The following is a 25,360-nucleotide window of genomic DNA, read 5'->3' on the forward strand; positions in this document are numbered from 1 at the left end:
AAGGAACAGGTTTTTTTGTACATAATAATGGGTAAACAGGAAAGTTTTTCTGCTAAAAATAGTTGAATTTTTCAAAAAACTTCACAATACCTTGTCCCTATTGCTTTTTTCGTGCATATATCCTCAACCAAGCTAATAAAATGTTACAAACCTGACAAAGAGAGTGTTTGAGGTGAGGAATCGTTTGAACAATATGAGGATTCAGCCGGGGACATGATTAATCTTAGTAATATCCAGAAGGACCAACCTTCTGCCGCAGCGGAATTTTTGCGGAATGCAATATTAGCCGATAAAAGCGAGTCTCATTTCACACTTCTCACATCCAATTTAGGGAGGGCGAGTGGTGTGCACGATTACATCAAAGAGAGAACAATCAAGATTGGAAAGTATATCGTGGAGACGAGAAAAACAGTTCGCGTCATAGCGAAGGAGTTTGGCGTATCCAAAAGTACAGTCCATAAAGACCTGACAGAAAGATTGCCTGAGATCAACCCTGACCTTGCCAATGAAGTAAAAGAGATTCTCGATTATCATAAATCAATCCGTCATTTGAGAGGCGGCGAAGCCACGAAAATGAAGTATCGCAAAGAGGAAAGGGAAGAAGAGCCGGTTAAGTGAAAAAAGATTGAAACTAACAGATTGGAGGGAACGTAATTCAGCTGTGTGAACATTGCCGACATAAAAATGAAAAATGCCCAGCTTAGATCCAGAAAAGCCGGGCATCGCCACAAAAGGCGTGTATGATTCTGCTTTTATACATAGCGGAGGCTGCCGCCTTTTCATTATGGAAAAAAGCGGACAAGCCCTCTTTATCGGCTGAACAAGTGCTTCTGAAATACTCAGCCTTTTAATTGTGACAAATTTAAACAAAATGTTTCAAATTTTTCAGCTGGAAGTTACTTATTTACTATTGTTGTGATAAAATAAACAATTAGGGTAGAATATGGTTCGCAGATTGCGGCAGCGTCTGTGTAATCTCGGACATCGCGATCTATTTTTACATAGATGAGGCTTTTCGTCAGCTGAGATCACGAGGCTTAATCAGCCGCAGCCAGCCATTTGTCAAGGAGGAAAAAGCAAAATGTTTGCAAGGGATATCGGGATTGACCTTGGTACAGCTAATGTGTTGATCCATGTTAAAGGTCGAGGAATTGTCTTGAATGAACCGTCTGTTGTGGCGATTGATAAGAACACGAACAAGGTTTTGGCTGTTGGGGAAGAGGCGCGCAAAATGGTTGGGCGTACACCCGGCAATATCGTAGCGATTCGCCCGTTGAAGGATGGGGTTATCGCGGACTTCGATGTAACGGAGTCTATGCTTAAACATTTTATCAATAAATTGAACGTAAAAGGCTTCCTTTCCAAGCCGCGAATCCTGATTTGCTGTCCGACGAACATTACGAGCGTGGAGCAGAAAGCGATCAAGGAAGCAGCTGAAAAAAGCGGCGGCAAGAAGGTTTACCTTGAAGAAGAGCCAAAGGTTGCGGCAATCGGCGCTGGCATGGACATCTTCCAGCCTAGCGGGAACATGGTTGTGGATATCGGCGGCGGCACGACGGATGTAGCTGTCCTGTCAATGGGGGACATCGTTACATCGCAATCGATTAAAATGGCCGGTGACAAATTCGACGCTGAAATTTTAAGCTACATTAAACGTGAATATAAGCTGTTGATCGGTGAGAGAACAGCTGAAAATATTAAAATCCAAATCGGGACAGTCTTCCCGGGCAGCCGCAGTGAGGAAATGGAAATCCGCGGCCGTGATATGGTGTCCGGACTTCCGCGCACGATTACAGTTCGTTCTGAAGAGATCGAAAAGGCATTAAGGGAATCTGTTGCAGTGATCGTTCAGGCAGCGAAAACGGTACTGGAAAAAACTCCGCCTGAATTGTCCGCTGACATCATTGACCGAGGCGTCATTCTGACGGGCGGCGGAGCCTTGCTTCATGGCATCGACCAGCTGATGCAGGAAGAGCTGAAGGTGCCGGTATTGATTGCGGATAACCCGATGGATTGTGTCGCTATCGGCACAGGCATCATGCTTGATAACATCGACCGGATCGCAGGTCGCCGCAGAATCGTCTAAAATAAAATCTGGAATTGCTTCGGTAAAATTACTGAAGGATTCCAGATTTTTTTGGTTGAAATTAGAATGTACTAAATTTACTTTGAGAATTGTCCAGCTCCAGCGCCTTGCCCCTCGAGACGCTTCGTTCCTGCCAATGAAGTCAAAGAACGACTTCACTGTCAGGCCCTCCAGCGCTTGTCGGAGTTGGGCAGTCGCCTCCTCTTTTCGAATTGTCTAGTGTCGCCTCCTAGAAACTCCGAAACTTCAACTCCGCCGGCAGAAGCAAAAAGCGCTTCTTTGTCGGAGTCTCCAGTTTCTGCGTTTCTAAGCAGTCGGCTATACTTTTCGAGTTCGGTCCTGCCAATGAAGTCAAAGAACGACTTCACTGTCAGGCCCTCCGAGGAACAGGATGTGCTAGACCCGCCAGCCACAGGACGTGGCGCTTTAAGGCGGGCAGCGCTTGTCGGGACAGACCAAGGCGCTTGCGCAATTCGGTTTTACCCATTTTTTCTGGAATAAAACCCAAAATCCTACATTTTCCTGCAAATTTTTAATGTTTCTTGCCGATATATTTCTTATAATAGAGAGTAGTGAAAAAATTACCTGTTCAATCAGGTGTTTTTCCAAAAAGGGTGTGAAACTATGTTCAGAGGTTTTTATACAGTAGCTTCCGGGATGCTGGCGCAGCAGCGCAGGACGGAAATGCTGACGAATAATATGTCAAATGCCAATACGCCGGGGTATAAAGCTGATCAGGCGGGAATGCGGGCGTTCCCGGAAATGCTGCTTCAGCGCTTTGACAAGCAGCAAATCCCTACAGAGAATGGGCTGAATTTGCCGTTCAACAGGGAGATTGGCACAATCAATACAGGTGTATACATGCAGGAAGCGGTCCCGAAATTCATCCAGGGTGATTTGCGCGAAACGGGCCGGAAGACAGATGTAGCATTGCTCGATATAAATATGCCTGAAAATGGCTCAGTGTTTTTTACAGTAAGCAACGCGGACGGCACAGTTCGTTATACAAGGAATGGGAATTTCACGATTGATGCACAGGGGTATTTGACGACTGGCAGCGGCCACTATGTGCTCGATTCTGCTGGCCAGCAAATCCAGCTCTCGAGCGACCGTTTTACCGTCTCTGAAGGCGGGATCCTGACAGGTGAAAATGGTGAGAGTGCAGCTCTTGGTGTTGCCTATTCGAACAATCCGCTGCGGATGGTAAAAGAAGGCGACGGGCTGTTCCGCACAGAAGATGGCGGCGAATTGCCGTTTGCTAATGGCAACGCTGGCGTCCAGTTCAGGACACAGCAGGGTTTCCTTGAGCAGTCCAACGTTGATATCAGCAGGACGATGACCGACATGATGTCAGCCTATCGAGCTTTCGAAGCGAACCAAAAGATTCTCCAGGCTTATGATAAAAGCATGGAAAAAGCTGCGAACGAAATCGGAAGGCTATAGAATTCTGGATCAAATTTTAAAAGGAATCGCTCTCCTACACTGGAAGCGCATTGAGGTATAAAATATGAACAGAACAATGTTTACCGCAACCAATACTTTATCCCAGCTGCAAAAGCAGATGGACATGATCAGCAACAACCTGGCAAATATCGATACTGCCGGGTACAAACGCCGGGAAGCTTCCTTTACCGACCTGCTTGTACAGGAATACAGGAACCAGCCTAATAATGCGCTTGAGCCGCAGAATCGGATGACACCATTTAATATTCGCCAGGGGAATGGGGCAAGATTAGGCCAGATACAGATGAATCTGTCGCAAGGCAATATCAAAACGACGGATAGGCCATTGGATACTGCTTTTACGGCAGAAGGCCAATTTTACCGGGCGATGGTCCAGAATGAAGACGGCAGCTCAGCGATGCGATTGACACGAAATGGTTCACTTTACCTGTCGCCACTTTCTGATAATGAGTCAATGCTTGTCAATAGCGACGGGCACGCGCTCCTTGACGAGAACAACCAGCCAATCACCATTACAGGGAATGTCAAAAACTTCACTATAAATAAATCAGGCCTTTTAACAGCCGAAATGTACAATGGGACAAGCCAAGAAGTGAATCTTGGTGTAGTATTGATTAATAAGCCTCAATTTTTAGAGCAAAAAGGGGCGAATCTGCTTGGGTTGCCAGACAATCTGGCTGAGCTTGGCGTAACGGAGGAAGAGGTCATGACGAACCTGACAGGCCCTCTGAGGAATCAAATCGCCATCCAGCAAGGTGTCCTCGAGCAATCGAATGTAGATGTGAGTAAAGAAATGACGGATTTAATCAATGTACAGCGGAGCTATCAGTTCCACTCAAAATCGATAACACTGGCCGATCAAATGCTCGGACTAGTGAATGGAATCCGTTAAGAGGGGAAGAACAATCAAAATGGCTTTGAACGAGAATAATCAAGAAGCAATAACGCGTGAAGAAGTGAAAAAGAACAAGAAGACACGCGAAAAAAAGAAAAGAATCCGGGTTCGCCTTATTCCGATCTGGCTTCGGATTATGATTGTGGTCCTTCTGTTAGCCGCAAGTGTCGTGCTGGGCGCCATGTTCGGTTATGCCGTGATGGGCGGCGGCGAAGCGAAGGATGTTTTTGAAAAGTCAACTTGGAGTCATATTATTGATTTGGTTAATAGAGAATAATTTTCGGAAGGAAGGGAGATTTCCCTTCCTTTTTATTTGGTTTATTTAGTACAATGGTTAGTAAGTATTAGTAGGAGGTACTAAAAATGTTGGACATTACTCAAATCAAAGAAATCATCCCGCACCGCTATCCATTTTTACTTGTTGATAAAATTGTCGAAATCGAAGAAGGGAAAAGGGCAGTCGGCATTAAGAATGTAACGGCAAACGAAGAATTCTTCAACGGCCATTTCCCTGATTACCCTGTCATGCCCGGTGTGCTAATCGTCGAAGCATTGGCGCAGGTTGGAGCAGTTGCTGTTTTGAAGCTAGAAGAAAACCGCGGCAAAATTGGCTTCTTCGCCGGCATCGACAACTGCCGGTTTAAAAGGCAGGTTAAACCAGGAGACCAGCTCAGGCTGGAAGTGGAAATGATCAAGCTGCGCGGGCCAATTGGAAAAGGAAAAGCCGTAGCTACAGTTGATGGCGAGCTGGCTTGTGAAGCGGAAATTACATTTGCGATAAAGTAAATTATGGAGGGAACCCAATTTTGAGTTGGGTCCTTTTTTTTTACATAATTAGGAAGACGGCGTGATTCCTAGCTGTTTTCGGGAGATTAAGGAGGTTGAGTCGGAGATTAACGATGAGTTTTGGGAGAATGTTATTCATTAATGGGCAATTAACCCCTTTTATTAAGAGAATAATCTTTCCAGTTCGGTTAGGAGGTCTGATTTTCATGAAAAAAGAAACTGGATCCTCAAATAAAGGAAGTTATTTCGTATAACGATGGCTAATAATTTGGCCATTTAGAATATTTTTATGGAAAAAATTTTTTGCAGCAAAAAACGGGTAATTTTTACAAAAAACCATGCAAGTTTTTTTCATTGATGGGCAATATAACAGCAGACCCGTGCAACAGGTCTCAAAAATACTTATTAATGAAAGGGGCTTTTACTCATGAAGAAAAAGCTATTAATGCTAATCGGCGGTTCATTGCTATCCGCTATGTTCCTTGCTGGCTGCGCGAATGATCAGGATCCTCCTCCGAATGATGACGTGGATGTTGAGAACCCTGCAGATAACAATGGCGAGAACGGAAATGACATGATGAATGGCAACAACGGGAACAACGGCAACAACAACGACGTCAACACTGACAACGATGGCGACATGATGGAAGACAACAACGAGCCTGGCGAAGATGCTGTTGAAGATCAACTTGATATGAACGACGAGAACAATAACGATCAATAATGAAAAAAGGGCAGGTGTGAAATCCTGCCCATTTATTTTGCGCTTGGTAACCTCTGTCAGCCTCGCCCAATCTTCGGCTAGTACTTAGATTATTTTTATGTATGAAAAAAACTCCAGCCTGCAAGCGGGAGTTTTATAACACTTTTTTCGGCTGCAAAATCTGCGGCCTTGTGATGATTTTTTCTTTGAATTCTGTAAGCAGAGCATCGCCTTTGTACCCTTTATCAAGTAGATACTCCAGCAGTTTTTCAGGATAATCGCTCTTCGGCTTGGTGAGCTTTCCTGTTAAGAGGATGCTGGCATGGGTCTTCAGCTTCTTCACGCAACAAACTTTGGTCAAAAAGGCTGCCGGGTCGTTCTCCCGTTTGGTGATAACGACTTGGACGATGATTTCTTTGTCATTGTCGCATGCATCCTGGAAATAAGGAATGTATTTATGGTCAGCAAAAACCTCGACGAGCCAGGTGCCTTTTTCATCCTCTTTATTGATAATCAGGCCGTCTTCCATTTCGATATCCACTAAAGCATCATCATCAGCAAGCTGCATTGAAATCAACTTAAACGTCTTCATGTCGACCACCTCCCGAAATTCTTGTCCAAATTATAACACAGTATCAATCGAAAACGAAAATAAGCCATTTTGTCGAAAGAAAAATTTCAGAATTGATAAAAATCATTTTTGGCTGTATGAGGTGGGTGGAAAATTCAATTATCCAGAGATCCCATGGTGGTTTGAAGCAGTTTTTACAGGTAAAAGAACGATTTTCGCCATTTTACCGCCGGCCTGAAAAGGAATATCATCGGGGTATCAAGGAGAAAGGAGATGAAAAAGTGATCAATCAAGTAACGCTAGTCGGCAGGCTGACCAGGGATCCGGACCTCAGGTACACACCTGATGGCAAGGCGGTATCGAATATAACGCTTGCGGTGAACCGTCATTACAAAAATGCCAGCGGCGAAATTGAGGCAGATTTTGTCCACTGCATCCTCTGGGGGAAAACAGCAGAGAACACATCGAATTATTGTAAAAAGGGCTCCGTTCTTGGAGTCACCGGCCGCATCCAGACGCGGAACTATGATAACCAGGAAGGCAAACGTGTCTACGTGACTGAAGTCGTTGCTGAGGGAGTAAGGTTTTTAAGCACAAAACCGGCCAGTACGAGGGAAGCGCCGCAAGCTTCACATCCACCTCAACAGCCGCAGACCGTACCAGCAGCACCGCAAAGAGAGGAGCTTCCATTTGCATAATGAAACCGACTCAATCGAAAAGCTGCTAGTAAGCCTGATTAAAATGGTTGGCAAAAACAATGAGAAGATCGACGAACTCACCAAGCGTGTCTGCCAGCTCGAAACTGCCTCTAAAGAGATTCAGATCAATCGTGTCTACTCCTTCATTGCCGAACCGCCGCGACCCAATACCAGCAGAAAAGAATACGCAAGAAAATAATGAAGTGCTTATCTTTAACATCACTTGTGAATTTTCCTCATAATAGCCTCAAAAAGGATCTTTAAGAGAGAAATTCAATAACCCGATCTCCAATATACCCTCAACATTTGCTTCCGGCTCTTACAGCCGGTTTTTTTATTATTTTGGTTCTGTTAAAGCATATTATTGTCCCGTTGATTGAAGTGGAAGGCGCAGCGCCTGGAACGAATATCAACATTCTATAATAAAAAAGCCTATCAACTTATTTGAATAAATTGGATCATCCTTCTAAAATGAAGATAAAACACCCTGTCAAAGGATTGATTTCAATTGACCAAAAAATTCGGGATCAGATTAATGCTTGCCATAATACTGGTCCTATTTATTTTCATCAGCTATTCGGCTTTTAGCATTTGGTCTTTCAGTAATAAGGTTCAACATGTGAAAACGGATGCGGCTGTGGTACTTGGTGCAGCTGCCTGGGGTGATGAGCCATCTCCAGTTTTACGCGAGCGGATCAATCATTCGATCTGGCTTTATGAGAATGGGTACGTGGATAAGATTATTTTTACCGGCGGCAAGGGTGAAGGCGCTTTGTACGCAGAGTCCGAGATTGCCAGGCAGTATGCTGTTAAAAACAATGTTAACCCGGAGAATATCCTGATAGAAACGAAATCAAGAATTACAGAAGAGAACTTAACCTACGCTTATGAAATTGCAAAACAGCAAAACATCAGGACATTTACGATTGTCAGCGACCCTTTACATATGAAAAGAGCCATGTTAATGGCCAAAAACACTGGAATGGAAGCTTATTCATCGCCGACGCAAACTTCCGTATATAAGACATTGGAGAGTAAAGTTCCGTTTTTCATGCGGGAGTTATTTTTCTATATCGGGTATATTTTTAGTTTGCCTTTTAGGTAAAAAAAGCCACAAAGCGAAAGCTTCGTGGCCTGGTGATGCTACTATGACAAAAACACCAGCTCATGCAATTCATCGGTCGATAGCTCAGTGATCCAGCTGTCGCTCTGGATGATCTGGTCGTTCAGCGACTGTTTCTTCTCAAGCATGGCGTCGATTTTTTCCTCGAGCGTTCCTGTGCTGATCAGCTTGTGCACGTGCACGAAGCGGCTTTGCCCGATGCGGTAGGCGCGGTCCGTCGCCTGGTTTTCAACGGCTGGATTCCACCAGCGGTCGTAGTGGACAACGTGGTTTGCCGCCGTCAGGTTCAGACCGGTTCCGCCGGCCTTCAGTGACAGCAGGAACACAGGGAATTCACGGTTCTGGAATTTCGTGATCAAATCATCGCGCTTCGTCTTCGGCAGGCTGCCGTTCAGGAACGGAACATCAATGCCGAATTTCTTTTTCAGCGCGGCCTGGATCATCTCGCCCATTCCAATGTACTGGGTAAAAATGATGCAGCTTTCTTCCTGTTCGAGGACAGCGCTCACCAGCTCGATCATCTTCTCCATCTTCGCAGAACGATCCACCAAATGCTTCGGATTTTCCTCTTTCAAATACAAAGCAGGGTGGTTGCACAGCTGCTTCAGCCTGCTCAGCATCTGTAAAATTAAGCCCTTGCGCTCGAAACTCGATAATGTTTCGATCTGCGCAAAGGTGTCCTTCACGAGCTGCTCGTATAACGAAGCCTGCTCGGCAGACAGCGGGCAGTATTCCTTCTGCTCGACCTTGTCAGGCAGGTTCAGCGCAACTTCTTCATCCTTCTTCGTCCGCCTCAGCAGGAAAGGCTTGATCAGCGACTGAAGCTGGCTGATTTTTTCCTTTTTGTCTTCTTTTTCAATCGGCAGAATGAACTGCTTCTGGAACTGGCCGGCGCTGCCAAGATAGCCGCGATTCGTGAAATCGAAAATCGACCACAGCTCAGACAGGCGGTTCTCCATCGGCGTACCGGTCAAGGCGATATGGTGCTTGCCCTTCAGCTTCCTCACCGCTCGCGACTGCTTCGTATCGGCGTTCTTTATATTCTGCGCCTCGTCAATCGCAATGCTGCTCCATTCAATGCTTTCAAGCTCATCGAAATCGAGGTGCGTCAGTCCATAGGATGTCAGAACAATATCCGAGCCTGTGGCTTCTTCGGTAAAAGCGCTGCCCTTCAGGCGGTTTGGCCCGTAATGAAGATGGACGCGCAAGTCCGGAGCGAAGCGCTCAATCTCTTTCTGCCAGTTTCCGAGAACGGATGTCGGGCAGATGATCAATGCAGAGTGATCGTCGTTTTCCTGCTCTTTTACCGACAGGATATAAGAGATCAGCTGAATCGTTTTCCCGAGGCCCATGTCATCGGCAAGCAAGGCGCCAAATCCATACTTCCGCAGGAACAGCAGCCAGTTCATGCCGAGCTTCTGATACGGGCGCAGTTCACCATGCAAGCCGGCAGGCACCGGCATATCCGGAATTTCCTTTGTCTCCGACAGCTGCTTCATCATCTGCTTCCAGTGGCGGTTCAGCTCGATCTGGATTTTTGCGAACGCCCTTGGATCCTCGAGTCCTTCAGCGCCTTCTTCCTCATCAGACAGCTCCTGCTGCAGCAGGTCGCGGATGTGGAGGCCTTCCTTATCGGCCTTTTTCATCATTTCCTGGATCTGGCGGATGAAGCCATGGTCCAGCTTGATCCAGCGGCCCTTCAGATAGACAAGCCGGCGCTTTTCATTCACCAGGCGCTGGAAATCATCCTCACTCAAATCCACACCGTTCATCGAAAAACGCCAGTCATAATCGAGCATCGCATTCAAGCCGACGAATGAGCGGCGGTAGCCAGTCTGTCCCTTTAGACGCGCCTTCACCTTCAGGTTCGCATTCTTGATCGCTTCCCACCAGGAAGGGAGGAGGATCTCGATGCCGAGCGCAATCAGCGTCTCGCTCGCTTCGGTTAAAAACATCCAAGCTTCATCCTCGGAGAGAGTGGACTTCAGGCGGCCGTCTTCCTCAATCCACGGAAAAATCGATGCAAGCCGCTTTTCTTCATCCTCAATTCTTTCGCTGAAAAAGTCCCAGCCAGCAGGATAGCTTTCATAGTCGCGGGCTTCAATCAGCATATGCTCTTCTTTTCCGCGCAAAAATAACCCTAGCTTCCAATCTCCCAGGTCATCGATTGGCTCTTCAAGACGCATTCCAATCGAAAACGGCGCCGGATTTTCCTTCAGGCCAATCCATTCAAGCCATCGGTCCTCATCAAAGTAGGCAGCCAGCTGCGAAGCCGATAGCTGCTTTTTCCGCAGCACATCAAGCTTGTCACCAAGCAGATACTTCATCGTCTCATTTTCATGGAAGTAAGACTCGAGCGCATGATGGAACAGGTCCGCCACAAAATCGCGCACGAGAAGCTCTCCGTCACTGATTTTCAACGTTTCCTCCCAGAATGGCTCATGGAATTCATCGAGCACACTCACCGGAAGTTTCCAGCGGAAATCCTCGCCATCAAGCTGGGTAAAATCAGGATGCCATTCCTTCGCGAGGATCGCATCATAAATCGCATGGGCCGTCGACAGGCAGATATCGCCCAGGTCATCCCATTCCCACTCGACAAGCCTGTTGAAGCTCTCCTCGCCAAACAGCGTCACCAGCTGCCAGGCACTCAAAGTCACTCCCTCGGCAGGACCCCATTTTTCCGAATCCAGCATCGTCCCGAAGTAACTCTCCTTATGACGGAAAAAGAGCAGCTTCTTCCATTCAGAGATCTTTAGGTCAAAACCATCAAAATCCTCAGCACTCAAAAAATACCGCCCGCCCGCAACCGGCATCACATCTATATGAATCTGCTTAATCTCAAGCATCAAAAGCACCTCCTTGGCGAGACATGGGGACGGTTCTCCTGTCTCTTTCTCACATTAAACTAGGTATCGTCTGTTTCCGTCACGCCAACTTGAGCAGGGGGAAGCACCCTGCACTTCCTTCGTTTCGCTAGGAGCAGTGGGATGCGCCCTATGCTTCCTCCACCTCAATCAGCTTGCTTCTCGTACATTCTTCATGGAATGCGCGCAGCCGTTTCGTCCTCACGAGCAGCTTGCCGAAAAACTCTTCCCATTCGGGCACGCGCTTCAATTTTTTATAGACCGTACGGAGCTTTTTCAGCAGGCGTGCGGCCTGCTTGTAGCTGCTGCGGTTTTTCATCTCGATTAAATCGCCGATCATCTGGTGATACAGCGGAATCAATACCTCAGGAGCTTCTTTTTGTAAAACTTTAATCCGCTCGCTTGAAATCGAATTATATTCAAAGCCGAAGTAAGACTGCAATTCGCCCCACTGTTCGTATTGTTCTTTTTCAAATAAGGAATCTTCATATTCGTAAAAACTGTATGGCATCGCCTGTGCCAGCGCCCGGTCGTACAGTTCGCCGCGGCCAATTTCACGCGTATACGTGCCAACGAGCTTCAGCGCATAACGAGTGAATTTTTTACAAGCATAATAATCACCCAGGAGCTTAAGGTAATTCCGCAGCTGCTGGACGAGGTATTCGATGAAAGGACCCATCCTGTTCCATTCGCGCTGGACACGGAAACCGTCGAGCCAATAAAACATATATGGAAGCGAACCGACAGGGAGAGCAGTGAATCGCTTCAAAGCCTCACCGTCCTGCTTCGCTAAAACAAGCTGATGGATCAAGGCGATTTCCTCGATCAGGTCCCGCTTGTCATCGCCAAAGTTTTCAAGACGCGCCCGCTCGGCATCACGCCAGCTCCCATTTTTAAAAAGTTTCTCCCATAACAAACGGTATAAATCAATTCGGTCATAGCCAACAGCAGCATCGGGCACCGTCAATCCAATTGTTTCTTCCTTCAGTTTTTCCAAAAACGAATCAAACGAAAACGGCATCGTCCCATAAGCAAGGCGCTCGACGTATTCTTCAGCATCATTGAACAGATCCTCGAACAGCGGCCGGTAATAGCGGTCCATTGCCGACTCTTCATCGTGTCCGAGTTCGCCTGCCAGTTCTGTGAGCAAATTAAAGGAATGAACCGACGCTGCGATCATATAAAGGTTTTTCCAAACGGCCTCAAGCGGAGCGGATACCTCAACGCGGCGAATATAGGAACGGAACAATCCGGGCACAACATAGGCTTTCGGTTCGCCCTGGCCCTTGACAATCTCCTCGAAGCTCTCCCGAAAGGAAGCGGCCCAGCTGTCGTAATCATGTCCAGCCCGGGTGTCCTTTTTTACCAGATCCTTCGCCCGCTGCAGTCCCCATTTTTCTGCGTTCAGCTGCTCCTTTGCAGGCTTTCGCCAGGCTTCGACCCAGTCCGAAACACTCGCGACATCACCGTACGCCTGAAAAAACGCAGCCAGACGATGGCGGCAGAAGGAATTAGCAGGGCAGGTGCAGCTGCTCTCTTCAGGATCTGAAACATTTATGTACACACGAACCGGGGTCACGTCCTGGACCGTCGCCCAGATCGACTTCACCATATACTTCAGATGGTGCACCGTCCCCTGGCGATAGAGCATCAGCCCTTTCTGCACAAGGCGCGCATCCTCCTCGACCTCGGATTTCAGCATCGTATTCAGTTTTGCGGCAGCTTCTTTAAAAATCGGTGCCTGGTGATCAGGTATGACAGCCACAGCGATTCCTCCGTTCATGCAGCATCTCTAAATTCAATCAAAAAGGCTCTTTTCTCAAACTTTGTTGCTATTGACTACAAAATAGGAATGAATTACTTAAGTTTCTTCCAAAAATTAATGCTTATTATGAGAAAAGAGCTTGCAACCTTAGTACCGACATACAAAATGGCTTTTATCACGTTAAAATCGGCTTTAGGATTTTAACAGCAATCTTTCCGAAAACAGCAATCAAAAAAAACATATTCTTTTATTATACCCAAAAAAAGGTGGTTAGAGGAGGGGGATATACAATTTAAAAAATGCAGGGATTACTCTCGATATTGTTGAATAGAGTATAAATCATCGTCCTGTTTTGACAAATTTTTAGTAATTCTTCAAAAAAACGGCGGTTTTCATTTTGGTTTTTGGTATATTTCATATAAAATGAACTATACAAGTAAAATCTGGGGGACATTAGATGAACCGAATACATGTGCTTCGCGGCCTTTTTTATCCTGATTTATATACATATAAATTACGAGATTCAGAATATGTACCTGGAGTTTGGAAGAATACAGCAATGCTGGTCCTGCTCAGCGGACTGATTTTTGGCATTAGTGCTTATTTTGGCATCGGTTCTGAATATCTGTCGAAAAATCTGACTGCCGTTTCAAGGGAAAAATATGAACTTCAAAAACTGCTGTTCATGATCGGGCAGTTGATTTGGGGCCTGTTTTACGGTGTTGCGATGATTTTCATACCGGCATTGTTTTTCTGGACTTTTTCAGATATTGAGCTGAAAAAGTTTGTGACTGTCCAGCTTTACGTTATGCCTGTTCTTCTTTTGGAAAAAGTGATCAACATCCCGCTCGCAACGGGGCTTGGGCTGATTAAAACGTCCTCACCGTTTTCATTGGGCGTGATTGCACAATACATAACGAATAATGACTTCATCATCTATTTTCTGGCAGCTATTACACTATTCAAAATTTGGGTTATTTTTATAGAATACAAGTACATCAAAATGCTTACCGGGAAACGTCCGGGGATTGTCCTGTTGCTGGTAATTGGAATCAATCTGATATTCTGGCTGTTCTCGGCGCTGTTTTCGTTCATTCAATTCGAAAAAATTCTATAAGGGGGTGCACTGATGAAAAAGAAATCACTGATCTTAATGTCGGCAGGCGTTCTGTTTATTTCGGGAAATCTGTACCTGGCGTTGAAAGACGACAGCAAAGCGGTGCGCTCTTCTTATATAAACAAGTGGACAGCGACCGGAAAAGAGAGCTTAACAAAAACCTTGCAGGCGGAGGGAGTCGTTACACCTGTCGAGGAACATCATGTCTATTATAATGACACCCCAGGCGGCTTTAAGAACTTCCTGGTAAAAGAGGGCGACCCGGTTGACGTCGGCAGTCCTTTGTATGAATATGCTGGTGACAGCAATGAAGCAGAGCGGGACAAGCTGGAAATGGAGAAGCGGCAGCTTGTAAGGGAAGCAGCTTTAATCGATGATCAAATCCAACAGCTGGAGTATTTGTTATCCGTATCTGAATCAGCAACAGATAACAGCATTCCTGTGACAGGTGATGGGACATCTGATTCAGGTGGGTCTTCCAGCGAACTTATGAACGTTTCTATTGAAAAAGAAATCTACGATAAGAAGAGTGAGAAAACGAGGATCCAAGCTGAAATCGATGCATATGACAATACATTGAACTCACAAGACAGTGGCGACCAGCTCGGCATTAACAGCGAAGTGGCCGGGACTGTGAAGAAGATTAATTATGATTTGAATAATCCTATTGTGACCATTATTTCAGACAGCCCCAAAGTTGAGGGAGCTTTTACCGAAAAAGATCTGAAGGAAGTCCAGGAGGGGATGGAGGTTTTCGTAAAGTCGGACCTGGTCAAGGGGACTGTAAAGGGAACCTTGACAAGCATCGCCAGCTATCCTGAGCAGGATCCATCGGTAAAAACAGAAAGCCGCTTCCCGTACGAAGTCGAGCTGACCGATGAACAGACGGACCTCATAAAAGGGACGCATGTCGAGGTTGCCGTCGTTACCGACCAGGTCGTGAACGCAGCAACTGTTCCTGAAGAATCAGTAAAAAAGACAAAGAAAGCCAGCTACGTGTATGTTCTAAACGAGCTTGGCAAAGTAGAAAAGAGGAAGATCACAAAAGGATTGACGCTTGACGGCAAAGTCGAAGTGAAAAAAGGCGCCAAACCAGGAGAACTCGTCGTCAAGAATCCAGAAGCAATCCAAAAAGCAGGCGACCCATTCTTCAGCAAACTAAAACCAGACATCCTCAACAAAAAAACACTCAGTAAAGAGCCCGGTAAAGAAATATTCAAGTCCATCATGGTAGGCTTCTTCAAAAGATAAAAAGAGAACTTCAACACACTAAAGCAGTGGGGGTCAGACCCCCGCTGCTTTAGTGTGTTAAAGCGTTCTATATGAGATATTTACCTAACCGTGGATTTCAAATTCGAATGTTTTATGAGGGGTGAATGTATTGAGGATTTTCTTTGAGGTGGTTAAACGGACTTTGGAGGAGATCAGGGGGTGCTGGGGGCTTGCTAAAGATGCGGATACAAATCGCGCTAGAGCAACTTATATGTCTCTCGTCTACATGAATATATTATTTATCCCATTCTATCTAATTCCCCTTCTGTACACCTTGGTCATTGTCATCGATGCAGTATTTTATGGACCGGTCCTGTTAGTGGGCCTGCTTTTAACATCCCATTTGTTCTGTTTGTGCTCTGGGTCAAAGTGAAAGTGTATCCTGTAATGAAGCAGAATTTGATTAACAAAAATATCAGTGCCTGACTTCCATTTCAGAGAAGCTGCTAGTTGTTGAGTCAGGCACCTGTTTAAATCGATAATTATTACTCATTGTCTTTCCACTTTCGTCCCTTCTTGCTGATCTCCTCTAATAATATTAGCTTCTGTTCCTGACTTAACATACTCCAGCTTCCTGCTTTAACCTTCATGTAAAACACTCCTTTTATAATGTATTTTTTTGGGATTTCGTTTTTGTATTCCTCTTATACCGCCTTTTTCAAAAAAATAAACAAAACAAATTCCTACATATTTCCAAGGTGGCAATTAAGTAGAATAGAAGTTTGTCGAATTGAGCAGCCAATTGGGTGAAATGGCTACATGAACTAGGGTTAACGAGTGAATAAAAGGCTGATTTTGTAAAAACAAGTTGATTTTATTGTCGCAAGAATCATTGAAACGAAAGTGAAAAATCCTTCGACTAACTGTGTGTAAACCAAAACATACAGTAATCGGGGGAATGAAAAGATGGGTGCAGTAACAAAAAGATTTTTTATTGGGTTAGTCATTTTTGCAATTGCTTCTTTGGCTTTTTTAGGGTCTGTGGGGCAAAAAGCAAGTGCAAGCGTTTCGTGGGGACAGGAGGTCACAGAGGTAGCGAAGCGCTACCATGGGGTAAAATATAAATGGGGCGGTACAGAACCTAAAAAAGGATTCGATGCGTCAGGCTTCACTCAATATATTTTTGACCACTCAGCCGCAGACATTAAATTACCTCGAACGGCACTCGCGCAATACAAAACTGGCAAGGCCGTAAGCAAAAATGAACTGAAGGAAGGCGATCTGGTCTTCTTCAATACAAACGGAAAAGGAGTTTCCTTCGCAGGAATCTACCTTGAAAAAGGCAAATTCATTGCTGTAACCGTATCAAAAGGAGTCTCCATCCAATCCATGGACTCAAAATACTGGAAAACAAAATATGTAGGCGCCAAACGAGTTTTAAAACACTAACGCATTAACCCGCCGGGGGTCTGACCCCCGGCGGGTTAATGCGTTAAAGCGAAATTACTTATTCACTTGGACATCTTTTGCCTAATCAACAATATACTTTATTAAAAAGAAAGGAGTGATTGATGGGATGTTATCTTCGGTTGCAGATCGTCTGTCCAGGGGAGTCCAGCGGTATTTGCCAGATGCGTTTGTCATTGCAGTCCTTCTTACATTATTCGTTTTTGTCATCGGCTTTTTTACCAACCCAACAGAACCAGTTGATCTAATCAAGTCATTCGGTGATGGTTTCTGGGTGTATCTAGCATTTACCATGCAAATGGTGCTTCTTTTGTTGACGGGTATGGTATTGGCATCAGTTCCTTTTGTGAAAAAAGGGCTTGAACATCTTGCCTCCTTTGCCAGCACCCCGAATAAAGCATATGTATTCACATTTGCGATTTCAGCTTGTTCGTACTATATCAACTGGGGACTGGCAGTGGTCGTGGGAGCGATATTTGTAAGAGAGGTGGGAAAACGAAACCAACAGGCTCACTTCCCACTGTTGGTTGCTGCTGCATATTCACCTACAGTCTTGTACACTGCAGGACTATCAAGTTCAATTGGTTTGACGGTCGCTACCCCGGATCATTTTCTGGCAGATGTAATGGGGGTCATTCCAACTTCAGAAACAATTTTCAGCCTTTCTACCATCATTATCTTTCTCGCCTTGTTCGTCACGATGCCTGTCATCATATGTCTAATGGCTCCAAAAACAAATATAAAACCTTATATTGCAAAGGAAGTTCCTGCGAAGAAGAAAGTGACAGGGGAATATGAGGAAAATACACCTGCACTAAAATTAGAAAAAACCCCTGTTTTAGGAATACTCATAGGACTAATTGGTCTCTTTTATGTGGTCACGGAATTCATAAATGGCCGTGACTTGGATTTGAATATTATTAATATCATGTTTTTATCATTAGGCTTATTCTTCCATAGGTCACTGGGACAGTTCGGCGAGGCTTTTAAAGAGGCAGCAGGTTCCACCTCTCCAATTATTTTGCAATTTCCGTTTTATGCCGGGATCATTGCAGTACTTGGCAGTTCCGGTCTTGGCCAAGCGATCATTGATGGGATGGCTTCAATTGCCTCTAAAGAAACCTTTGATATCTTCACCTATTGGGCAGCAGGTTTAGTTAATATCCTGGCTCCTTCAGGCGGCGGGCAATGGGCACTTCAAGGCCCGCTACAAGTTCCGGCAGGTATGGCATTAGGCGTGGATCCAGCGACAATTGCGATGGCAGTTGGATGGGGAGACGCATGGACCAACTTAATCCAGCCATTCTGGGCACTGCCAATTCTAAGTGTCGTAGGACTTCATATCCGTCACATCATGGGCTACTGCTTCCTGCTTGCCATCTGGGTTGGGGCATTGACAACCGTACTCATGTTGTTTTTGTATTAACACCAAAAAGCAGCAATCCGATAACGCATTAACCCGCCGGGGGTCAGACCCCCGGCGGGTTAATGCGTTAAAGGGATGGGTTTCTCTAGTGAAGAGAATCAACATGTTTACATAAGCAACTTAAGAGGTAAAAGGAAGGAACAAACATACCTAGTTAGCGAAATGAAGGTGGACAGGCCTAATTTAGTGGCCTTTTAATAAGGAAATCATACTTTAAAGCAAGAGGGTAATTTTTGCAGTGCTTAATTGTTAACTGGCTGTAATACGTATGAAAAGATTTTCTACTATAATAGTAGAAAATTGTTCACAAATATATTAACTGGAATTATATTTACAATTTCAATAGTTTTATATATGATATTCATAATGAAATCAGGAGGGTCTTGTCATTGGAACAACAATTGAAGCAGACAGAATATAATCAGGAGCTTTTCTTTGACATAATCAAGAGGGCTTATGAAAAAGGCATGAATGAAAAAGAGATCACCGTAGCCAAGATCGTAGAAGACCTCAAAAACGATCTGAAAAATACCGTAGTCAAATAAACCAGGCAAATGGAAAGCCACTATAAAGGGCATATCCATTTGCTTTTTTCATTATAAACCGAACACGAGTAAACACACTTTATCACTTTAAAGCCCCGGGGGTCTGACCCCCGGGGCTTTAAAGCTTTACTGTATTGGAAATCTGACCCCCATAAACTGTTGAATGATGTCGATTTGTATTTATGTATGAAGTTATGATATTGTAGTTATGTTACTTTTGTGCAGTATAGTATTTGTTTAGGGGGTTCCTTAAATAGGATGTTAAAAGATCTTGCTCCAGGTATAAAAATTAGCATTTCCAGGTCTATTTCTAAGTCATTTGAGCAATATATGGGCAGAATTGGCTGGGATGAAAATAAGTATAACCTTAATGATTTTATCAAGGAATGGCGAGAATATATCATCAATTCTTCATCATGGTACAGCCAGCTCAGTGAGGAAATGAAAGCTGATCCGGTTTTCCACGAAGAACTTGCTGTTAAAATCAATGAAACAATCGAAAAAGTCTTTAATGAAGAGCCAACTCCGGCACAGATTGAAGAAATCGAAAAGCTCCAGGCGAAGCATGGTAAAGAGTTCGATTACTCATGCAAGATGGAAGCGAAATACATCATCGACACTTACAAAAACTAAGCACATTCGTGAGCAGGAATATACAGTTGCAGTGCGTACCTGATACAAGACTCGACATATCATAACTTTCATGTGTAATCATGAAGCTTGCCATATATATTTCTAATTAGGCAGTCCGCATAACGCGGGCTGCCTTTTCTGCGTTTTGGTCCTCATTATCACGTGACAGAGTCTCCGCTTAACTGCTTTCAATCCCGCCACCAAAGTATTCCTGAATAGCATTTATCTCAAACGGTAACCTTTCCTCCGTCTATTCGTCTGTAAAAATGGAAACTTATACTAATAAATACCCCTGGTTGTGTTAAAATTTTACAGTGTCTGTCGATAATAATATTATCATGCAATAAAAATAGTTTGAAAAAGAAAGGTACCTACTATGAAAAGACTAGCAGTATTACTTATGGGCGTTCTGATGGGCATCAGCAGTTTGTTTGCAACACAGGCAGCCGCCGCGGAAACAAAATTCTCCGATTTGACCAGAAGCCATTGGGCATATCACGAAATCAAGTTCCTTACCGAAAAGGAAGTAATCAGAGGGGTTTCAGGAAAGTTTTTACCGAATGAGACGATCACCAGATTGGACGCAGCCGTCATGATGGGACGGGCAATGAATCTGACGGCACAAGGGGAAACAACAACAGTGCCAGCGGATATGTTCGTTACGACAAGGGGATATCAAGAGGCTCTCGCCAGCCTCGAAAAAGGGATGTTCACTTTGAATAACGGTAATTTCATGCCGAATGAGAATTTAACAAGAAAAGATATGGCCAGAGCACTTGCTGTCGGTTTTGGATATGAAGGGAAAGGGCAATCGACATTCACTGATGCGCCTCAATCATCACCATACTATTCTTACATAGATGCAATTGCTGCCAATGATGTGACGACCGGCTACAGCGATGGCACATTCAGGCCGGATATGCCTGTGAACAGGCTTCAATTTTCAATATTCTTAGCGCGGATTTACAGCAAGCCATTGGAGTACAGTGTTAAACAGGACGGGGTCACACTGCACACAGTAAGCGATTCGGAGGAAGCCATCAGCCTGGCTATGACCTATCCGAAAGCGACCGTTCATCCAGTGAGCAATTCAATGGTCACTTATTCTGAACAAACAGGAGCGTTGAACGAAACGGGCATCCGTAACGGCGCGCTTATCTATAATGGTGCAGAGCGTAATATCACGTTCTCTCCAGAATTCTTCAGACCATATATCACTCCAAACGGAAGCTGGGGCACTTTATTCGAGAGCTTTATTTTTCTAGGGAGGAGCTATCCTGGAGGTGAGTTCGGGGCCCATGCTAAAAATAACGCCAATTATTCTGATTGGTGGTGGTACCTCAGTCAGACTTTTGACGAAGCAGGAGGACTTAATAACCTGAACGAAGCAGCGAAAGGCCTTGGCAAAACGGTTAATGTCTATATCGCCATTCCTTACCCTAAAATGGGAGGATCCATCGTCGACTTGGAAGGGAATGAACACCCGAATACCATGTCGGAACGTGAGAAAATCGTTTCCTGGTACATCGACCAGACAGAGATGCTCTGGGATGTAGCAGCTTACGAAAACCTTAATTTCAAGGGCTATTACTGGTTAAGTGAAACGATGGGCCACCGTGAAGATGAGAAAATGATCACAAGGATAGCAGATGAAATCCATGAACGTAACAGAGCGTTCATTTACTCGCCACATGCTACATCAACCAACTACGAGCACTGGAAAAATTACGGCTTTGATGGAGCATACCTTCAGCCAAATGCTTTTAGGCTGAAAATCACAGATACGGAAGCGCGCCTTCACAGAGCCTTCCTGCAGGCACAAATCTACGGAAGCGGGATCAATCTTGAAATCGACCAATACGGCCCACACCAAATGGAAGCCGGGCTGCAAAACTTCAGACAATACATTGAAATGGCTCACCGGTACGGACTCCCAGGCCAAAGCCTGATCGTCTATCAAGGTGTAGGAATGGTAGACCGAATGGTCAAATATTGGAACCAGCCAGCCTATTATCAGACTTACCAATTACTCAGCAGTTTGGCGTATCAATAAAAACAAGGTGACAGGCACCTGCCAGTTATCGGAAGGTAACTTCCAGTTGTTGGGAGGTGCCTGTCACTAGTAAAATAGCCACCGGGCAAGGAGCTTTAATAGCTAAATAGGCGGGTTTTTTCATGAAAATATTGTTATTTTTAGCTCCAGGCTCTTCCAATACATCCAAATATATTAATTTCCCCGATTTCAACTAATATAAAACATGTAATTTATTCCATTTTTAGGTCCTATAAACGTTGGTAAATCAGTATTTAACTCTTTTTCTCCTAATTTTTGTAACATGTTTCGCCTTTTTATAGCTAAATTGGATGATTCAGGCACGTTTTCCATGTGTTAAAATGTAAAAAAAAGACGAAAGGAGCAGACGAATGAAGCGTTTTGTCACAAGTATTTTACTAGCTTTGTTGATCCTGCCATTTACAGCGAATAGCTCTGAAGCGGCTGTTGCTTTTTTGGATGTAGATAGTTCGCATCGAGCTTATCCTGAAATCAGTTACCTTGCCGGAGGAAATATAGTCAATGGAACAGGGGGTTATTTTAACCCTAATAAAGAGGTAACGCGAGCCGAAGCAGCTACAATGCTTGGACGTGCGCTGAACCTCAACGGAACGAAAAGAGCGACGATGTTCAAAGATGTGGATTCCGGAAGTTTTGCTTCAGGATACATACAGTCATCAGTCGAAAAAGGGATCATATCAGGCTACCAGGACGGAACTTTCCGGCCTGAACAACCTGTCAAGCGTGGAGAAATGGCCCTCCTTATTAACAGAGCGTTTGGCTATGGGGGATCCGATACGGTTTCAGCGGCGAATGCACTTATGGTAAAAGGGATTGCCCAGGGGATTTCACCAGGTAACTTTGGTTACGACCTGAAAATCAAGAGAGCAGATTTCTCGGTCTTTTTAGCGAGAGCGGTCAATTATAAATATCGAATCAATGCTTCAGTTGAATTTGGCGGAGATCTGCAAATCAAGGCTGATTCGCTGAATGTCCGCACCGGACCATCGACGAATTTCACTATTGTCCAGGAGCTGCCGATCGCGACTAAGGTAGAAGCAGCCTACAGAGTAGGAGATTGGGTTTTCATCCGTTCAGCTGAAGGTGAAGGACTTGTGCACGGTGCTTATCTTACTGGAACATACCCATCCTTCATGAACAAGCCATTACCTGCCTCAACGCCTTTGAATGAAGAAATGATCATCATTGATCCAGGTCATGGTGGTAAGGATCCTGGAGCGTCAGGTTACGGTATCCAGGAAAAAGCAGTCGTGCTTGATACAGCGCTGAAAGTAAAGGCTCTTCTAGCTAAAACGCCTTTTTCATATAAGTTAACACGGGAAACAGATGTTTACTTAACACTTTCCCAGCGCGTTAGCTTGGCGAAGAGTGTCGGCGGAGATACTTTTATCAGCATTCATGCGAATGCCTTTAATGGATCTGCAAACGGTACCGAGGTTTATTACTATGGTACATCAGCAACGAACCCGTATCAGTCCGACAGCAAAAGACTTGCGGCGGCAATCCAGAATCGCCTGTTGGCAGCATGGAAGCTGTACGACCGCGGAATCGATCAAGGAGATTATCATGTTCTCCGTGAAAATTCAATGCCTGCAGTACTAGTGGAATTAGGATTCATTGATAATAAGAAAGACAACGAGAAGCTTGCATCAGCATGGTGGCGCCAGGAAGCAGCCGAAGCCATTTACCTCGGTATTCTTGATTATTACAAGGCAAAAGGTTATAACGTAACGTATTTATATAATAATGTGAATTAGTTATTTATTGATTTATAATATGAACCTATTAAAATAGGAAAGGAGTCTTATAATAGGCTCCTTTTCTAGTATAATCTTTTTATACTTAGATTAGTGTCTAGCTCCAGCGCTTGTCATGGACAAGGAGCTGGCGTTTTTCTAGTAGAAGGGACTTTTTAGGAAACGAGGAAATGGCATGAAAAACTGGATTGCTTCACTATTGATTTTAGTATTATTCACCTCGGCGGCTGTCCCATCTTTTGCTACCACTATTGAACCGCTAGCAGAGCCGGAACGTTACATAGTGTTTTTTAAGGACGAAATGGCCCTTGAAGGGATTGAAGAAAATGGCGGGGAAATTGTCCAGTCCTATGCTTCGATAAAAGCTGCCACAGTAGTGATGGAACCAGCAAAGCTAGATGGGCTGCTATCTCTTGGTGTGATTACCGGCTTCCAAAAAGAGCATAAGTTCGAAGCAAGCGCGCAAATCACTCCCTGGGCACACACGAATATGAATATCCCTGCCAAAGTGCCTGCTACTTTAACAGGAGCAGGGATAAAAGTAGCCATTGTTGATACTGGTGTTGATTCCAGCCATCCCGATCTGACCGTTAAAGAGGGAGTCTGTACTCTGGATGACTCCATCAGTGTAAATGCATGCAGTAAATCATTCCTTGATGAAAATGGACATGGCACACATGTAGCGGGTATCATTGCTGCGAAAAATAATGATATCGGCATTGTCGGTGTTGCTCCTGGTGCGGAGATTTATGCAGTAAAAGCACTTGATGGCAATGGTGACGGAACAACCTCAACAATTATGGCCGGCATCGATTGGGCCATTCGCAAAGGTGTTCATATTATCAATATGAGTTTGACAACTCCGTATCCTGACATGGGAATTAAGGCAATGGTGGACAAGGCCAATGCAAATGGTATCATGGTCATCGCTGCGGCAGGGAATGAAGGGACTTTTTCAGGAAGTGAAGAAAACGTCGAATATCCTGCAAAATTCCCTAGCGTTATCGCGGTCGCGTCAACTAAGTCAGATAATCGCAGATCGTCTTCGTCAGCAACAGGACAGGAAATCGAGCTTGCGGCTCCAGGTGAGATGATATACTCCACCATCCCAACGAGTCTGGTGAAATCAGGTTACGGTTCCATGAGCGGAACATCGATGGCAGCTCCATTCGTTGCTGGCATGGCGGCGCTCTATAAAGAAAAATTTCCTGGCTATACGAATGATCAAATTCGCTCTCTTCTGCAAAAAAATGCAAAGGATTTGGGCATGGCTGGAAGGGACCGATTATATGGGTTCGGGCTCATCCAGACTGACAAGGTTCCTGTAGACCAGTCTCAGGCACCCATTACTTTTACCACAGCAGGGAAGGGCTCCCTCAAGCTTAATATGCAGCCTGTATTAGAGAAGTACCAAGCATATTCGGTCTATCGAGATGGAAGGTTAATCTCGAATAAAGCAACTTCAGCTACGTTTGAGGATTACGGAAAAAGCGGGTCAATAAAGTACATGATCTATCCTTGGCTCAATGGAAGCATGCTTAAGGATAAAGTAAATGAAACCATTGTATCGCTTTCCAGTCCCGTGATTCCCGACCTTGATAATTCGGTATGGTACAGCCGGAACATGATGTACTTATATTCAGTGAATATACTAAAAGGGGACGCCTTCAACCAGCTGCAGCCTGCAAATAATGTGACCCGGGCAGAAGCAATTGCCATGGTGGGCAGAGCGCTTGGATTGAATGGCACACAAAGGGCGACCAGGTTCTCTGATGTACCGAGCAGCAGCTTCGCATCCGGTTTTATACAATCAGCATACGAACAGGGCATCATCAGCGGCCGGGCAGACAAAACCTTCCGCCCGAATGAATTTGTCACACGTGCTGAAATGGCGATCATGCTGTCAAAAGCATATAAACTGCCAGACGCACAAACCGGAAGCTTCAGCGACGTCCCGGCAGGAATGGCCGGCTACCAGCAAATCTACAACCTGGCAGCAGCCAAAATCACAACAGGATACACAGACGGAACCTTCAAACCAAACGAAAAAATGCAAAGATCCACCTATTCCGTCTTCCTATCCAAAGCCAATAATCCAGCACTGAAGTAAAGCATTAACGCACCAAGGAATTAACGCGCCGGGGGTCTGACCCCCGGCGCGTTAATATGGT

The 25,360-nt window shown here is 44.9% G+C and carries 24 protein-coding genes; 19 read left to right on the top strand and 5 right to left on the bottom strand.

The genetic code is table 11. The features are described from left to right. Window positions 1–345 precede the first annotated feature (345 nt). Together spoIIID and mreB are read left to right on the top strand one after the other, a co-directional pair. Window positions 346–618: a sporulation transcriptional regulator SpoIIID gene (gene spoIIID, locus J7E35_RS10845; protein WP_031307660.1), complete on the top strand. Its 273-nt coding sequence runs from the start codon at window positions 346–348 to the stop codon at window positions 616–618. 463 nt (window positions 619–1,081) lie between these two features. Then, on the top strand, window positions 1,082–2,086 hold the full coding sequence (gene mreB, locus J7E35_RS10850; protein WP_214779632.1) for a rod shape-determining protein: 1,005 nt from the start codon (window positions 1,082–1,084) through the stop codon (window positions 2,084–2,086). Between the two features lie 161 nt (window positions 2,087–2,247). Here the strand turns inward: mreB and J7E35_RS10855 are convergent, their stop codons facing one another. Further along, the gene (locus tag J7E35_RS10855) at window positions 2,248–2,454 is read right to left on the bottom strand and encodes a hypothetical protein (RefSeq protein WP_214779634.1); all 207 of its coding nucleotides are present in this window, start codon (window positions 2,452–2,454) and stop codon (window positions 2,248–2,250) included. Window positions 2,455–2,710: 256 nt separating this feature from the next. Between J7E35_RS10855 and J7E35_RS10860 the strand changes: the two genes are divergently transcribed. The 5 genes from J7E35_RS10860 to J7E35_RS10880 all read left to right on the top strand — a co-directional run bounded on the left by J7E35_RS10860 (window position 2,711) and on the right by J7E35_RS10880 (window position 5,955). After that, entirely contained in the window at window positions 2,711–3,529 is an 819-nt protein-coding gene (locus J7E35_RS10860) for a flagellar hook-basal body protein (RefSeq protein ID WP_214779636.1), read from the top strand. A gap of 64 nt (window positions 3,530–3,593) precedes the next feature. Further along, window positions 3,594–4,442 carry a flagellar hook-basal body protein gene (locus tag J7E35_RS10865; RefSeq protein WP_214779638.1) on the top strand — a complete coding sequence of 283 codons (849 nt, stop codon included), beginning with the start codon at window positions 3,594–3,596 and terminating at the stop codon, window positions 4,440–4,442. 19 nt (window positions 4,443–4,461) lie between these two features. Further along, complete coding sequence (locus J7E35_RS10870; RefSeq protein WP_214779640.1) at window positions 4,462–4,722, top strand: DNA-directed RNA polymerase subunit beta; 261 nt, start codon at window positions 4,462–4,464, stop codon at window positions 4,720–4,722. A gap of 86 nt (window positions 4,723–4,808) precedes the next feature. Beyond that, window positions 4,809–5,231, top strand: a complete 423-nt coding sequence (gene fabZ / locus J7E35_RS10875) for a 3-hydroxyacyl-ACP dehydratase FabZ (protein ID WP_192471879.1) — start codon at window positions 4,809–4,811, stop codon at window positions 5,229–5,231. 427 nt (window positions 5,232–5,658) lie between these two features. After that, window positions 5,659–5,955 carry a hypothetical protein gene (locus J7E35_RS10880; RefSeq protein WP_214779642.1) on the top strand — a complete coding sequence of 99 codons (297 nt, stop codon included), beginning with the start codon at window positions 5,659–5,661 and terminating at the stop codon, window positions 5,953–5,955. A gap of 133 nt (window positions 5,956–6,088) precedes the next feature. Here the strand turns inward: J7E35_RS10880 and J7E35_RS10885 are convergent, their stop codons facing one another. Beyond that, window positions 6,089–6,526: a YwpF-like family protein gene (locus J7E35_RS10885; protein ID WP_214779644.1), complete on the bottom strand. Its 438-nt coding sequence runs from the start codon at window positions 6,524–6,526 to the stop codon at window positions 6,089–6,091. A gap of 260 nt (window positions 6,527–6,786) precedes the next feature. Between J7E35_RS10885 and ssb the strand changes: the two genes are divergently transcribed. From ssb to J7E35_RS10900, 3 genes are all read left to right on the top strand, one after another. Next, the gene (gene ssb / locus J7E35_RS10890) at window positions 6,787–7,203 is read left to right on the top strand and encodes a single-stranded DNA-binding protein (protein WP_214780064.1); all 417 of its coding nucleotides are present in this window, start codon (window positions 6,787–6,789) and stop codon (window positions 7,201–7,203) included. Continuing rightward, the gene (locus tag J7E35_RS10895; protein ID WP_214780093.1) at window positions 7,196–7,402 is read left to right on the top strand and encodes a hypothetical protein; all 207 of its coding nucleotides are present in this window, start codon (window positions 7,196–7,198) and stop codon (window positions 7,400–7,402) included. The genes ssb and J7E35_RS10895 overlap by 8 nt, the downstream gene beginning before the upstream one ends. A 336-nt stretch (window positions 7,403–7,738) precedes the next feature. Next, entirely contained in the window at window positions 7,739–8,308 is a 570-nt protein-coding gene (locus J7E35_RS10900) for a YdcF family protein (RefSeq protein WP_214780065.1), read from the top strand. A 41-nt stretch (window positions 8,309–8,349) separates the two neighbouring features. Here the strand turns inward: J7E35_RS10900 and J7E35_RS10905 are convergent, their stop codons facing one another. Then, on the bottom strand, window positions 8,350–11,175 hold the full coding sequence (locus J7E35_RS10905; RefSeq protein WP_214779645.1) for a DEAD/DEAH box helicase: 2,826 nt from the start codon (window positions 11,173–11,175) through the stop codon (window positions 8,350–8,352). Window positions 11,176–11,323: 148 nt separating this feature from the next. Continuing rightward, window positions 11,324–12,976 (bottom strand): SWIM zinc finger family protein, encoded by a 1,653-nt coding sequence (locus tag J7E35_RS10910; protein WP_214779646.1) that lies wholly within the window; start codon window positions 12,974–12,976, stop codon window positions 11,324–11,326. 439 nt (window positions 12,977–13,415) lie between these two features. On the opposite strand from J7E35_RS10910, the gene J7E35_RS10915 reads away from it, so the two are divergent. The 7 genes from J7E35_RS10915 to J7E35_RS10945 all read left to right on the top strand — a co-directional run bounded on the left by J7E35_RS10915 (window position 13,416) and on the right by J7E35_RS10945 (window position 21,411). Beyond that, window positions 13,416–14,075 (top strand): hypothetical protein, encoded by a 660-nt coding sequence (locus J7E35_RS10915; RefSeq protein ID WP_214779647.1) that lies wholly within the window; start codon window positions 13,416–13,418, stop codon window positions 14,073–14,075. 12 nt (window positions 14,076–14,087) lie between these two features. Next, window positions 14,088–15,326 carry an efflux RND transporter periplasmic adaptor subunit gene (locus J7E35_RS10920; RefSeq protein WP_214779648.1) on the top strand — a complete coding sequence of 413 codons (1,239 nt, stop codon included), beginning with the start codon at window positions 14,088–14,090 and terminating at the stop codon, window positions 15,324–15,326. A gap of 927 nt (window positions 15,327–16,253) precedes the next feature. Further along, entirely contained in the window at window positions 16,254–16,736 is a 483-nt protein-coding gene (locus J7E35_RS10925; protein WP_214779649.1) for a C40 family peptidase, read from the top strand. A 127-nt stretch (window positions 16,737–16,863) separates the two neighbouring features. Further along, on the top strand, window positions 16,864–18,180 hold the full coding sequence (locus tag J7E35_RS10930) for a short-chain fatty acid transporter (RefSeq protein WP_214779650.1): 1,317 nt from the start codon (window positions 16,864–16,866) through the stop codon (window positions 18,178–18,180). Window positions 18,181–18,569: 389 nt separating this feature from the next. Continuing rightward, on the top strand, window positions 18,570–18,725 hold the full coding sequence (locus J7E35_RS10935) for a YwzD family small protein (protein WP_214779652.1): 156 nt from the start codon (window positions 18,570–18,572) through the stop codon (window positions 18,723–18,725). Window positions 18,726–18,983: 258 nt separating this feature from the next. Further along, window positions 18,984–19,358 (top strand): hypothetical protein, encoded by a 375-nt coding sequence (locus J7E35_RS10940; RefSeq protein ID WP_214779654.1) that lies wholly within the window; start codon window positions 18,984–18,986, stop codon window positions 19,356–19,358. 376 nt (window positions 19,359–19,734) lie between these two features. Then, entirely contained in the window at window positions 19,735–21,411 is a 1,677-nt protein-coding gene (locus J7E35_RS10945) for a DUF4855 domain-containing protein (RefSeq protein WP_214779655.1), read from the top strand. Between the two features lie 25 nt (window positions 21,412–21,436). On the opposite strand, the gene J7E35_RS10950 is transcribed toward J7E35_RS10945, so the two are convergent. Beyond that, window positions 21,437–21,580, bottom strand: a complete 144-nt coding sequence (locus J7E35_RS10950; RefSeq protein ID WP_214779657.1) for a hypothetical protein — start codon at window positions 21,578–21,580, stop codon at window positions 21,437–21,439. Between the two features lie 202 nt (window positions 21,581–21,782). Between J7E35_RS10950 and J7E35_RS10955 the strand changes: the two genes are divergently transcribed. Beyond that, complete coding sequence (locus J7E35_RS10955; RefSeq protein ID WP_214779658.1) at window positions 21,783–23,189, top strand: N-acetylmuramoyl-L-alanine amidase; 1,407 nt, start codon at window positions 21,783–21,785, stop codon at window positions 23,187–23,189. A 175-nt stretch (window positions 23,190–23,364) separates the two neighbouring features. Beyond that, on the top strand, window positions 23,365–25,299 hold the full coding sequence (locus J7E35_RS10960; protein WP_214779659.1) for a S8 family peptidase: 1,935 nt from the start codon (window positions 23,365–23,367) through the stop codon (window positions 25,297–25,299). The last annotated feature ends 61 nt before the right edge of the window (window positions 25,300–25,360 follow it).

The organism is Bacillus sp. ISL-45, from assembly GCF_018613195.1.
Taxonomy (GTDB): Bacteria; Bacillota; Bacilli; order Bacillales; family Cytobacillaceae; genus Mesobacillus.